Source organism: Nonomuraea sp. NPDC048826 (assembly GCF_043198225.1).
In the GTDB taxonomy this organism is placed as follows: domain Bacteria; phylum Actinomycetota; class Actinomycetes; order Streptosporangiales; family Streptosporangiaceae; genus Nonomuraea.
The window spans coordinates 138722-150697 of sequence record NZ_JBICUQ010000001.1 but is presented as its reverse complement, the minus strand read 5'-3'; the positions used below and the strand labels follow the sequence as shown (position 1 = coordinate 150697).

Annotated in this window: 11 protein-coding genes; 7 read left to right on the top strand and 4 right to left on the bottom strand. The window is 71.5% G+C overall.

What is annotated here, in order from left to right; all coding sequences use genetic code 11:
* Positions 1 to 105: 105 nt before the first annotated feature.
* Together ACGFI7_RS00810 and ACGFI7_RS00805 are read left to right on the top strand one after the other, a co-directional pair.
* On the top strand, positions 106 to 1893 hold the full coding sequence (locus tag ACGFI7_RS00810) for a bifunctional metallophosphatase/5'-nucleotidase (RefSeq protein ID WP_393397622.1): 1788 nt from the start codon (positions 106 to 108) through the stop codon (positions 1891 to 1893).
* Between the two features lie 246 nt (positions 1894 to 2139).
* On the top strand, positions 2140 to 3117 hold the full coding sequence (locus ACGFI7_RS00805; protein WP_393397620.1) for an NAD-dependent epimerase/dehydratase family protein: 978 nt from the start codon (positions 2140 to 2142) through the stop codon (positions 3115 to 3117).
* A 45-nt stretch (positions 3118 to 3162) separates the two neighbouring features.
* On the opposite strand, the gene ACGFI7_RS00800 is transcribed toward ACGFI7_RS00805, so the two are convergent.
* Both ACGFI7_RS00800 and ACGFI7_RS00795 read right to left on the bottom strand, forming a co-directional pair.
* Positions 3163 to 4557: an MFS transporter gene (locus tag ACGFI7_RS00800; RefSeq protein WP_393397618.1), complete on the bottom strand. Its 1395-nt coding sequence runs from the start codon at positions 4555 to 4557 to the stop codon at positions 3163 to 3165.
* An 18-nt stretch (positions 4558 to 4575) separates the two neighbouring features.
* On the bottom strand, positions 4576 to 5205 hold the full coding sequence (locus ACGFI7_RS00795; RefSeq protein ID WP_393397616.1) for a TetR/AcrR family transcriptional regulator: 630 nt from the start codon (positions 5203 to 5205) through the stop codon (positions 4576 to 4578).
* Between the two features lie 61 nt (positions 5206 to 5266).
* Between ACGFI7_RS00795 and ACGFI7_RS00790 the strand changes: the two genes are divergently transcribed.
* From ACGFI7_RS00790 to ACGFI7_RS00780, 3 genes are all read left to right on the top strand, one after another.
* Positions 5267 to 5653 carry a VOC family protein gene (locus ACGFI7_RS00790; RefSeq protein WP_393397614.1) on the top strand — a complete coding sequence of 129 codons (387 nt, stop codon included), beginning with the start codon at positions 5267 to 5269 and terminating at the stop codon, positions 5651 to 5653.
* Positions 5654 to 5725: 72 nt separating this feature from the next.
* Complete coding sequence (locus ACGFI7_RS00785; protein ID WP_393397612.1) at positions 5726 to 7129, top strand: purine-cytosine permease family protein; 1404 nt, start codon at positions 5726 to 5728, stop codon at positions 7127 to 7129.
* 25 nt (positions 7130 to 7154) lie between these two features.
* Positions 7155 to 7493: a hypothetical protein gene (locus ACGFI7_RS00780; RefSeq protein WP_393397610.1), complete on the top strand. Its 339-nt coding sequence runs from the start codon at positions 7155 to 7157 to the stop codon at positions 7491 to 7493.
* Here the strand turns inward: ACGFI7_RS00780 and ACGFI7_RS00775 are convergent.
* On the bottom strand, positions 7432 to 9150 hold the full coding sequence (locus ACGFI7_RS00775; protein ID WP_393397608.1) for an alkyl/aryl-sulfatase: 1719 nt from the start codon (positions 9148 to 9150) through the stop codon (positions 7432 to 7434). The two genes, ACGFI7_RS00780 and ACGFI7_RS00775, sit on opposite strands and share 62 nt — an antisense overlap.
* Positions 9151 to 9327: 177 nt before the next feature.
* Here ACGFI7_RS00775 and ACGFI7_RS00770 point away from each other — a divergent pair, with 177 nt between their 5' ends.
* Positions 9328 to 10266 carry a ribose-phosphate diphosphokinase gene (locus tag ACGFI7_RS00770; protein ID WP_393397606.1) on the top strand — a complete coding sequence of 313 codons (939 nt, stop codon included), beginning with the start codon at positions 9328 to 9330 and terminating at the stop codon, positions 10264 to 10266.
* 40 nt (positions 10267 to 10306) lie between these two features.
* A complete protein-coding gene (locus ACGFI7_RS00765) occupies positions 10307 to 11035 on the top strand; it encodes a nucleotidyltransferase domain-containing protein (protein ID WP_393397604.1) in 729 nt (242 codons plus the stop codon).
* Positions 11036 to 11053: 18 nt separating this feature from the next.
* Here the strand turns inward: ACGFI7_RS00765 and ACGFI7_RS00760 are convergent, their stop codons facing one another.
* Positions 11054 to 11911 carry a hypothetical protein gene (locus ACGFI7_RS00760; RefSeq protein ID WP_393397602.1) on the bottom strand — a complete coding sequence of 286 codons (858 nt, stop codon included), beginning with the start codon at positions 11909 to 11911 and terminating at the stop codon, positions 11054 to 11056.
* Positions 11912 to 11976: the final 65 nt, after the last annotated feature.

Genomic DNA, 11976 nt, shown 5'->3' with positions numbered 1-11976 from the left:
TCGCACTCTAGGCGCACAACTGGCAAATACCGCCAGCAGGGCCCCCGATGAATCGTTACCTTTGCGACATTGGCTCAACAGATTGTCGCCGTAACGTCAGGGGCCATGATGTCCCGTTCACTCCTCCGGCTGGCGTTGGCCGGAGCCGTCGCCACTGGCGGCATCCTGCTCGCCGGGCTACCGGCAGACGCGAGCCAGTCCTCCAAGGCACGGACGGTCCCCGTCCGGCTGCTCGCACTGAACGACTTCCACGGCCACCTCGAACCCCCGACCGGTTCGTCCGGCCGGATGGTCGACGAGAACGGCAACACGGTCGACGCCGGGGGCGCCGCGTACGTCGCCACCCACATGAAGGCGCTGGCCGACAGGAACACGATCGCGGTGGCGCAGGGCGACCTCATCGGGGCCACCCCGCTCATCTCGGCCGCCTTCCACGACGAGCCGACGGTCGAGCTGATGGGCAAGCTCGGGCTCAAGGTGGCCGCGGTCGGCAACCACGAGTTCGACGAGGGGTACGCCGAGCTGCGCCGGATCATGAAGGGCGGCTGCCACCCGGTGGACGGCTGCTCCCCCGCCGGCAGGTGGAAGGGCGCCGCCTTCGACTACGTGGGCGCCAACGTGCTCTTCAAGAACCGGAACGAGCGCACCGACGCCCTGGCGGCCCTCGGCACCAGCCCGAAGATCAAGAAGCTGATGGCCGACTGGGGCGTGCCCGCGCTGCCGCCGGTCAGCGTCAAGTTCATGAACGGGGTGCCGGTCGGCTTCATCGGCCTGGTCACGCAGACCACGCCGACGATCGTCACCGCCGAGGGCATCAAGAACATCAAGTTCGTGGACGAGGTCAAGGCCGCGAACGTGGCCTCCAAGCTGCTGTCCCTGGTGGGCGTCAAGGCCCAGGTCGTGCTCGTGCACGAGGGCGACCAGGTGACGCCGGGCCAGTCGCCCGACGCGTGCAGCGCCATCCCCGGCGCGGGCAACCGGATCGCGACCCAGGTGGACGCCGAGATCGACATCGTGCTCAGCGGCCACTCGCACCAGGCGTACATGTGCACGGTCAAGGACCCGAAGGGCCGTGACCGGCTGTTCTCGCAGGGCGGCTCGTTCGGCCGGGTCATCACCCAGGTGGACCTCAAGGTCGACACCCGCACCCGCGACATCGACCGAGCCTCGGTCGTGGCCGACAACCACGTCGTGACCCGCACGGTCACCCCCGACCCGGAGATCAGCACGTTCGTGCAGACGTGGAAGGACCGCGTCGCCGAGGTGGCCAACCGGCCCGTCGGCACGATCACCGCGGACATCACGAACACCGCGGCGCCGTCCGGCGAGTCGCCGCTCGGCAACCTGATCGCCGACTCCCAGCTGGCCGGCACCAGGACCGGCGGCAACGCGCAGATCGCGCTGATGAACCCGGGCGGCGTGCGCGCCCCGCTGACCTACGCGGGCTCGCCCGCCGGTGAGGGCGACGGCGTCGTCACCTACGGCGAGGCCTTCACCGTGCAGCCGTTCAACAACCTGGTGCAGGTGGTGACGCTGACCGGGGCGCAGCTGAAGACGGCGCTGGAGCAGCAGTTCACCGGCGGCCCGAACAACCAGCCGTTCAACCGGATCCTGCAGCCGTCGGCGAACCTGACCTACACCTGGAGCCAGAGCGCCGCGTGGGGAAGCAAGGTCTCGAACCTCATGATCGACGGCCAGCCGGTGACCGACACCCAGACGATCCGGGTGGCGATCAACAACTTCCTGGTCGGCGGCGGTGACGCGTTCCCGGTCTTCACCGAGGGCACGGACCTGTGGAGCGGCCCGCTCGACATCGACGCGTTCGTCGCGTATCTCGGGCAGAACAACCCGATCGCGCCTCCGGCCACGAACCGGATCACCGTGACCGGCTGACGCCGCAGGAAGGACAGTAAGCAAGGCCGCAGGAAGGACAGTAAGAAGGACACGCAAGAAGGGCCCGCCTCCCGTAACTGACGCCCCTGAAACCCACGGGAAGCGGGCCCTCGTCCCTTTGCGCGACAACCTCCGACCCGCCTCTGCCCGACGATCCGGGGCTTAATCCACCGGTTCCGCTCTGAGCGATTCCGCTGTGGGCTATGGAGGGTTCCGCAGGCCGGTGGGGGGCGGGACAGTGGTCGGATGAGACTTCTGGTGCTGGGCGGGACCGAGTTCGTGGGCCGGGCGTTCGTGACGGAGGCGCTGGCCCTCGGCCATGACGTGACGGTGTTCAACCGGGGCACGCACGAACCGCCCGCCGGGGTGACCGCCCTGAGCGGCGACCGGACCCGGCCCGGCGGGCTCGACGCGCTGGCCGGCGGCGAGTGGGACGTGGTCGCCGACACCTGGTCGTGGGCGCCGTCCGCGGTGCGCGACGCGGCCACGATGCTGGCCGACCGGGCCGGTCATTACGTGTACGTGTCGAGCCGGTCGGTCTACGCCGATCCCGTCCCGTACGGGGCCGACGAGAGCGCGCCCCTCGTCGAGGGGTCGCCCGACGCGGGCGACGGCACGTACGCGGAGATGAAGGCGGGCGGCGAGCTCGCCGCGACCGCCGCGTTCGGCAAGCGGGCGCTGCTCGCCAGGGCCGGGCTCATCCTCGGACCGTACGAGAACATCGGGCGGCTGCCCTGGTGGCTGAGCAGGATCGCGCGGGGCGGGCCGGTGCTCGCGCCCGAGCCCGCCGGCCTGGGGCTGCAGTACGTCGACGCCCGCGACCTCGCCCGGTGGTGCCTCGACGCCGCCTTGGAAGGGCTCGGCGGTCCCTACAACCTGGTGAGCCCGCCGGGGTTCACGACCATGCGTGAGCTGCTGGAGGCGTGCGTGCGGGTCACCGGGTCCGACGCCGAGCTGCGCTGGACGAGCGAGGAGGCGATCCTGGCGGCGGGCGTCCAGCCGTGGACCGACCTGCCCATCTGGCTGACCGGCGACGACCACGCGTTCATGCACGGCGGCGACGTGTCCAGGGCGGTGGCGGCCGGCCTGCGCTGCCGGCCGGTCGAGGAGACCGTGGCCGACACCTGGGCCTGGCTGCGGAGCATCGGCGGGCAGGCGCCCATGCGCCCCGACCGCCCCGCCGTCGGCCTCGACCCGACGACGGAGGCCGCGCTGCTGTCATGAACGACCGCGCGTCATGAACGACCGCGCGTCATGAACGGCTGCGTTTCATGAACGGTCACGCTTCATGTACGGCCTGAGCAGGTCGTAGAGTGCGGCGGCGAGCGCCGCGCAGACGAACAGCACGACGACCATGAGACCGTGCCTGAAGGCGACCGCCCAGCCCTCGCCGAGCGCGCCGAAGAAGAGCGAGCCGGCGGCGGCGATGCCGATGGACGAGCCGAGCCGCTGGCCGGTCTGCAGCACGCCCGCCGCGCTCCCGCCGCCCGCGGGCGGCACCTCCGACAGGGTGACCGCCTGGTTGGGCGCGATGGTCAGGCCGCTGCCGATGCCGGCCACGAGCAGCGGCAGCGCGGTCGCCAGCGCCACGTGCGGGCCGGGCATGAGCAGGGTGGCGGCCATCGTGGCCAGCAGGCCGGCGACCACCGTCACCAGGCCGATCACCACCACGCGCCGGCCGGCGCGGCTCACCAGCCGCCCGCCGACCAGCGCCGCCCCGGCCGAGCCGACCGCGAACGGCGTGATCGACAGACCGGCCAGCAGCGGGCTGTAGTGCAGGCCCGACTGCAGGTAGAGGGTGAAGATGAAGAAGATGCCGGTGAAGCCGGCGAAGTAGAGCAGCGCGATGGCGGTGCCGAGGCCGTACGAGCGCAGCCGGAACAACGTCAGGTCGACCAGCGGCTCCCGGCGGTAGCGCCGTTCCCAGGCCACGAAGCCCACCAGCAGCGCCAGTGAGGCGGGCACCAGCAGCCACTTGCCGGCGCCAGGCCACTGCTGCTGCTGGATGAACGGCAGCAGCAGCACGCTGACGCCCACGCCGAGCAGCAGCACCCCGACCGGGTCCATGCTCTCGGCGCGGCCATCGGCCCGCTCGGGTGGCGGCAGCAGCCGGTGGGCCAGCGGCACCAGGACGAGCCCGATCGGCACGTTCACCAGGAACACCAGCCGCCAGCCGTGGTCGACGCCGAAGGCGGATACCAGCGCGCCGCCGATCAGCGGCCCGGCCGCGGTGGACACCCCGATGGTGGCGCCGAGCGCGCCGAACGCCCGGCCCCGCTCCGCGCCCCGGAACATCTGCTGGATGAGGCCCGACACCTGTGGGTTGATCATCCCGGCGGCCAGGCCCTGCAGCAGCCGGGCCACGATCAGCACCGGCATGCTGGGGGCGAGCCCGCAGGCGGCGCTGGCCAGGGTGAACAGCCCGACTCCCCACATGAACACGGCGCGCCGGCTGCGCGCGTCGCCCAGCCGGCCCCCCGGCACCAGGGACAGGCCGAAGGTGAGCGCGTATCCCGACAGGATCCACTGCAGCCCGGCCTCGGAGGCGGCGTGCAGGCCTTCCTTGATCGAGGGCAGCGCGACGTTGACGATGCTCACGTCGAGCCCGGACATGAAGGCGGCGGTCAGGCAGACGGCCAGCGCGTGCTTGCGGGTGTCCGCCACGTACTCCCCCCGGTCAGGTCAGCAGCCCCGGAGCAGCGAGCGGGCGAGCGTGTCGTACGCCCATGACTCCCACTCGGCCGGCGACCAGCTTCGCTGCTCGGTCAGCAACTGGTACATCTCCGGGCTCACCAGCGCGTAGACCAGATCTCCTGCCCTGTCAGGGCAAAGACCATCCCTCAACCCGCCGATCTCCGCCAGATGGCCGACCAGCGCGCGGTGGTCGGCGTAGCGCTGCCGCTGGCTGATCTCCAGGGCGGCGGCCATCTCGGGGTCGGCGCCGGCCGCGTCGCGCACGACCCGCATCAGCGGCGCCGCCCGTTCGAGGATCGCCCGCGCGTTGCTCAGCCAGATCCGCAGCGACCCGGCCGGGTCGGGCGCCTCGGTGGCCTGCCGGGCCCACGGCCGTTCGATCAGCGGCACCGGCTCGTCGTCGCCGGCCACGAGCACGTCCAGGCCCTCGGCGAGGACGCCGCGCTTGCTGCCGAAGTGGAAGTAGACCGTCTGAACCGCCACCCCCGCCCGGTCGGCGATCTCCTCCAGCGTCGTGGCGGCGTAACCCTGGCAGGTGAACAGGCGTAGCGCCTCCTCGACGATCCGGCGCCGGGTGGCTCTGCGTTGCTCGGCCCGCCGGCCCTTGACGCGGTCCACACGCCTGAGCGTACTCTGGATCCCCGATTCGCTAGAGCGGACTCTAGCCGTTGGAGGCGCCATGCTGAGCGGGTTCCACCACGTGAAGGTGCCGGTGTCCGACGTCGAACGCAGCCGGGAGTGGTACGAACGCGTGCTGGGGCTCCGGCGTGATCTGGAGTTCGTCGAAGGCGACGAGCTCATGGGCGTCACCTTGCGCGACGCGGGCGGCACCGTCTGCGTCGGCCTGCGCCGTGAGCCGGAGCGGGCTGCCGCGCTCAAGGGGTTCGCGCCCGTGTCGCTGAACGCCGCCACCCGGGGCGCTCTGGAGGCCTGGTGCCGGCGGCTCGACCGGCTCGGCGAGTCGCACGGCGGCGTGCACCACGCCTACTACGGCCATGTCCTCGTCGGCCTGCACGACCCCGACGGCATCGAGATCCGCATCTACACGGAGGACGACGGGAGCTGACCGCGTCGAACGCCCTGCTCGAGGGGGGCGGGGCGCTCGACACGGGCGGGGGGCCGGGTTTACCTTCCGATCATGACGACGACGGCGGTCGAGCAGAACGGCATCAACGCGGTTCCCGAGTCGGAGCGGCGGGGCAAACCGTCCGACCTGTTCTGGCCCTGGGCGGGGTCCAACCTGTCGCTGTTCGGGGTGGCGTTCGGCGTCTACGTCGTGGGCCTCGGGCTGGGGGTCTTCCCGGCGATCGTGACCGGCGCGATCGGGTACGCGCTCTCGTTCGCGCTGGTGGGGCTGGTGGCCATCGCGGGCGCCCGGTCCGGCGTGCCGACGATGACGCTGGGCCGGGCCGCCTTCGGCTACCAGGGCAACAAGCTGCCGACGCTGCTCTCGTACGTGTCGAACGTGGGCTGGGAGACCGTGCTCGTCACGCTCGCGGCGCAGGGCGGCGCGGCCATCCTGACCCGGCTCGCGCCGGGCATCCCGGCGACGACCGCCACGGCGGCGTGCTTCGCGGTGGCGGCGCTGGTGACGATCGCCGTCGGCGTGTACGGGCACGCGATGATCATGGTGGTGCAGCGGTACCTGACGTACGCGTTCATCGTGCTGACCGTCGTCTACATGATCCTCATGGCGCCCCGGCTGGGCACCTCGCTGGAGACCACGGCCGGGCCGGGGGTCTGGGTGGGCGGCGTCATCTTCGCGATGACGCTGCTCGGGCTGGGCTGGGTCAACTGCGGCGCCGACTACTCGCGTTACCTGCCCTCCTCGTCGCGGCCGTCGCGGGTGGCGACGTGGACGGCGCTGGGCGGGGCGGTGCCGCCGATGGTGCTGCTGGTCTTCGGCGTGCTGCTGACCGGCGGCGATCCGGCGCTGGCGGAGGCGGCGGCGGCCGACCCGGTGGGGGCGCTGGCCTCGGCGCTGCCGACCTGGTTCCTGCTGGCCTACCTGCTGACCGCCATCGGCGGCTTCCTGGCCGGCGCGATCATGGACATCTACTCGTCGGGGCTGTCCATGCTGGCGCTCGGGGTGCCGATCAAGCGTCACTACGCGGTGCTCGTCGACGGGCTGCTCATGGTGCTCGGCGGTTACTACCTGCTGTTCGTCTCGACCAGCTTCCTGGCGACCTTCCAGGCGTTCCTGGCGATCATCGGCGTGGTCATGGCGGCCTGGGTCGCGGTGTTCCTGGTCGACATGTGGCGGCTGCGGGGCGGCGGCCGCTCCTACGAGGAGCGGCTGCTACGACCCGGGGCGCCGGCGGTGAACTGGCCGGGGCTGGTGTCGCTGGTGACGGCGTCCGTCGTCGGCATCGGGCTGATCGCCTCGGCCGACCCGAACCTCGCCGACGTGGTCGGGTTCCTGATGACCGACGAGCTGAAGTCGGGCACGTTCGCCTCGGCGAACATCGGCGTGGTGGTCGCGCTGGTGCTGGCCGGAGTGCTGTACTTCGCGTTCACGAGCGTGGCGTCGCGGCGCCGGTGACCGATCGCGCGGTTACGCTGCGTGGGTGAGTCGTGACGCTCAAGAGCAGCTCTGGCTGGTGGCGGGCACGCTGGCGTGGGCGGTGCTCGCGCTGCTGGCGGCGCCGCTGGTCTGGCTGGTGTTCCCGCTGTTCTTCGGCTTCCTGTACGTGCTGCCGCTGTGGGCGGCGACGTGCGGCGTGACGGTGCTGACCTGCGTGAGCGTCGCGATGGGGAGCTGGCACGCGGGCGGGCCGTCGGTCCCTGTGGTGCTCGGGCCGATCCTGCTGGCGGTGGCGGCCACGCTGCTGTGGACGCGCCCGGTCAGGGTGTCACGACCGCGAAGCCCGGGACGGGGTCGTCCAGCGCGGCGATCAGGCGCTTGAGCGCCTGGAGGTCGCCCTCCTTGGACACCCCGCCGACGCCCCGGCCCGCGAGCAGGGCGACGAGCTGGGCCCGGGTGAGCCGGAGTGTGAGATCCACCGGCCCCTCCGGCGGGTCCGCCTGCCGGATGAGCGCCCCGTTCGACAGGACGGTGCGGTAGCGCAGGCCCAGGTCGGTCAGGTGCCAATCGATGGCGAGGCTTTCGTGCCACGCCTTCGGGCCGTCCACCCGCACGGCGAGCGCGTCGAAGAGCCGCTCGGGGCTGAGCGTGGCGAGCGCGCCGGGCGCGACGGTCCCGCCGCCAGGGGACGCGATCCCGTCGGTCAGCTCCAGCGCCCCCATCAGGTACGCGTTGCGCCAGGCGGCGTCGCGGGCCCCGTGGCCGAGCCGGGTGTACACCTCGGCCAGCAGGTCGCGGGCCCGCTTGTTGCCCTCGTCCGCGAAGACCGCGTGGTTGAGCAGCTGGGCGGCGAAGCGCAGGTCGCCCCCGGCGGCGTACCGCTCGGCCAGCGCCACCACGGCCGCGCCGCCGCCCAGGCACTCCACGTAGCGGATCGCGCTCTGCCGGGGCGGGTGCTCCCACAGGTGGGCCGGGTTGCCGTCGAACCAGCCCAGGTAGTGCTGGTGGACGGCCCTGATCACGCTGATCGCGCCCGGCAGGGCGGCGAGGGCGGGCGGCGGCTGCAGGTATTCGGCGATCTCCTGGGCGGTCAGGCCCTTGTTCATCAGGCGCACGGCCTGGTCGTGCAGGTAGGCGTGCAGGTCCCGGTGGCGCTCCAGCAGGCGGGTGACCTCCTCGCCGCCGCGCACGGTGCCGTGATGCGCGGCGAAGGCCACGTCCGCGCGGCCGGCGAAGAGCGTGACGGCCTCCGCCAGGCAGCGCGTCCACAGCCGCGGGTCGCCCGCGTCGGGCGGGTCTCCGGCGTTCCCGGCCAGGCAGAGGGCCCGCCGCTCGGGCAGCAGGAAGGCGAGCGCCGCGCCTGGCACGGGCTGGAAGACGAACCGCACCCCGTCGAGCGTCTCCTCCTGGCCGGTCCGCCCGACGCTCTTGGTGGGCGGGAGCAGGGTGACCGTGCCGGCCGAGCGGGCCGGGCCGAGCCGTCCCTCGGGTCCCGCGGGCAACGCCGGTCCGTACGTGTAGGCGGCCCGGCGGGCGGCGGCCGGGGCGGCGTACAGGAACTCCTCGGCGGCGCGGTCCAGGAAGCCGGCGGGCCCGAGCACGGGCACGCCACCGGAGGTGACGCCGCGCGCGCCGCCGAACCGGTCGGCCCGCGCGCACGTGTAGACCACGCCGGTGACCGGGCGCTCGCCGCGGTGCCGCCGGTACATCCGCAGCCCGGCGGCCGCGCACTCGGTGGAGCCCAGCGGATCCACGACGACGACCCCGGCCTCGCCCTCCACAAGGGTCAGGTGGGCCAGGTCGAGCCCGCGCACCTGGTAGACGCCCTCGGTCACCTCGTACAGGCCGTGCCGGGCGCGCAGCGCGGCCTGCCGCCACAGGCTGGGGTGCGCGGTGGCCGGGCACTCCCCGTCAGGGTGGACGGACGTCTCCGCGTCCCACACCACCTTGCCGTCGCCGTCCCTGACCACGGTGGGGGCGAGCGGCGCGACGAACCCCGCGCCCTCACCGTCGTCGGGCTCGTATGGAAGCTCCGCCATGCAAGAGAAGTGCCCGCAAAGGGCTATCAACACAGTCAACGTACGTACGAAACACCATGAACCTCCCTTGGCTTGACTTATGGGGAAATAGTGGACATCTGGCAACAGACCGTGTTCGGCCTGGACGCGCGCACCTCCGATCGGCCTCGACCGGTGATCCGCTACTCTTTGGGAATCGTGCGAGACATCACGGTTTTCAGCGGCAGCGCCCACCCCGAGCTGGCCGAAGAGATCTGCTCCCACCTGGGCGTCCCCCTCCATCCGGTACGCGTCTCCCGCTTCGCCAACGACGTCGTCGAGGTCCAGCTCCAGGCCAACTGCCGCGAGCGTGACGTCTTCCTGATCCAGCCGCTGGTGCCGCCCACCCAGGAGCACCTGGTGGAGCTCCTGCTCATGCTCGACGCCGCCCGCGGCGCCTCGGCGGCCCGCATCACCGTCGTGATGCCCCACTACGCCTACGCCCGCTCCGACAAGAAGGACGCCCCGCGCATCTCGATCGGCGCCCGCCTGGTGGCCGACCTGATGGTGGCGGCCGGGGCCGGCCGGGTGCTGGCCATGACCCTCCATTCACCGCAGGTCCACGGCTTCTTCAGCGTCCCCGTCGACCACCTGCACGCGCTCCGCGAGCTGGCGGCCCACTTCGCCCGCCACGACCTGTCCGACACCGTCGTGGTCTCCCCCGACCTGGGCAACGCCAAGGAGGCCGCCCACTTCGCCCGCCTGATCGGGGCCGACGTGGCCATGGGCGCCAAGCAGCGCTTCAGCGACGACCGGGTGGTGATCAGCTCGGTGATCGGCGACGTCGAGGGCAAGGACGTGATCATCCTGGACGACGAGATCGCCAAGGGCAGCACCGTCATCGAGCTCCTCGAACGCCTCCGCGAGCGCCACGTCCGCTCCGTCCGCATCGCCTGCACCCACGGCCTGTTCTCCGACGGCGCGATCGAGCGGCTCAGCGCGCTGCCGGAGGTCCAGGAGATCGTCTGCACCAACACCGTCCCCCCGCCCAAGCCCCGCGACAAGCTCACGGTCCTGTCCATCGCCCCGGCCCTCGCCGAGGCGATGCGCCGCATCCACTACGGCGAGTCGGTCAGCGCCCTGTTCAGCCCTCCATGACCGGCTTGACCAGAAGCCACGGCCGGGGACAGTAAGAATCATGCACACCGCTACCGAGATCTTGCTGACCCGGTTCCTCGCGAAGGTCGAGCCCGCCGTCCCGCTCGTGGCGCTGTGGGCGCACGGGTCGCTGGCGAAGGGCGACTACCAGCAGGGGCAGAGCGACCTCGACCTGATCGCCGTGGTCAGGGAGCCGCTGGAGGGCGAGCGGCGCGAGGCTGTCGAACGGCTGCACCGGGAGCTGGACGGGCCGCTGGCCGCGCGCCTGCACTGCTCCTACCTGCCGGACGGGCACCTGGCCGACCCCCGGCGCGAACACCTGACGTGGGCCATGGGCGAGCTGTTCGACCGACCGGTCACCGCGGTCACGCGACGGGAACTGCTCACGGGGGCGCTGGAGCTGTACGGCCCGGCGCCCGACGGTCTGGTCCCGCCGGTGTCCGACGCGGAGCTGGCCGCGTTCATCCGGGCCGACCTGCGCGACTTCTGGCTGGACAAGACACGGGGACGCAAGCGGTGGCTCAGCGAGGAATGGGTGGACCTCGGCATGGTCACGGTGGCACGGGCGGCCGTGACCCTGCGGGAGGGCCGCCTGATCAGCAAGCGGGAGGCGCTCGACGTCCTGGTGGAGATGGGCGCGCCGCCGGTCGTGGTGGACGAGATCAGAGCACGCCGGTACGGGACGACACCACCCGTCCTGAGCCGCTTCCGCAGAGCCACCCTGACCCGCCGCTTCATCCGGCGAACCATCGCCGAGGTGCTCAGCTGAGACGGCGCCCCACCGGGATCATTCGAAGAGCTTGCCCACGGAGTCGACCAGGGCGGCCCGTTGCAGCCACCTCTCCAGCGTCTTCGTGTCGGTGCACGTCATGATCCGTTCGCGCTCGTCCGCCGTGACCCGGAACCCCCGAGCTTCCAACACCAGCAGCACGCCTTTGGCCTCACCCTTCGCCACGAGGCTCTGAGCGTATTCACCCTGGTAGAGATAGGTCTGTGTGGCCATGAGCCGCTCCATTTCCTTCTGCGCGTCCCCCGTCAGTGCCACGGTGACGTACTCAGCGTAACGTCCCGCCTTCTCGGGGTCGATGTGGTCCAAGGCTTCCGCCAGTGTGGCGAGGACGACTTTGATCTGCGGATCCTCGCTGTGAGTGATCGCGGAGATCGCCGCCAGGCCGATGTTCCCGACGGCCTCGGCGACGTCGGTGATGACCGGCGTGTTGTCGGGCCCGATGACGAGGGGACGCAGGACCAGGCCGGGATGGCCGGTCTCGATGTGCTGGGACGCCCATGCGGCTACGGCGCGGTTGGGGCAGATGACGACCAGCAACGCCTGGCAGCTGTCGCGGACACGCAGGTTGGCGATATAGGCCAGCCAGGTCCGGTGCTTGGTGTCGTCACGCTGAAGCTGGACCTCGGTGATGACGGCCAGCCTCGTCTCTCCTTCGACGCAAAGGAGCGCGGCGTCGGCCCGGTAGACGGACGGGCTGATCTCCGACAACTCATTGGAGATGACCTCGGATGCGGACGAAGGTATGGGGAAGTCGAACAGCGTGCTCAACATGCGCGCCGTCTCCCGAGGATCGAGGGTCGTGATACCCACGAGCCCTTCGTGTAGAGCTGTGACCATGACGAGAATATTACTCACAGCGATGGAAAAATGACTCTCCGTTTACCTCAGTCCGATGGCGAGCCTGTCCGGCGAGGGCGTGG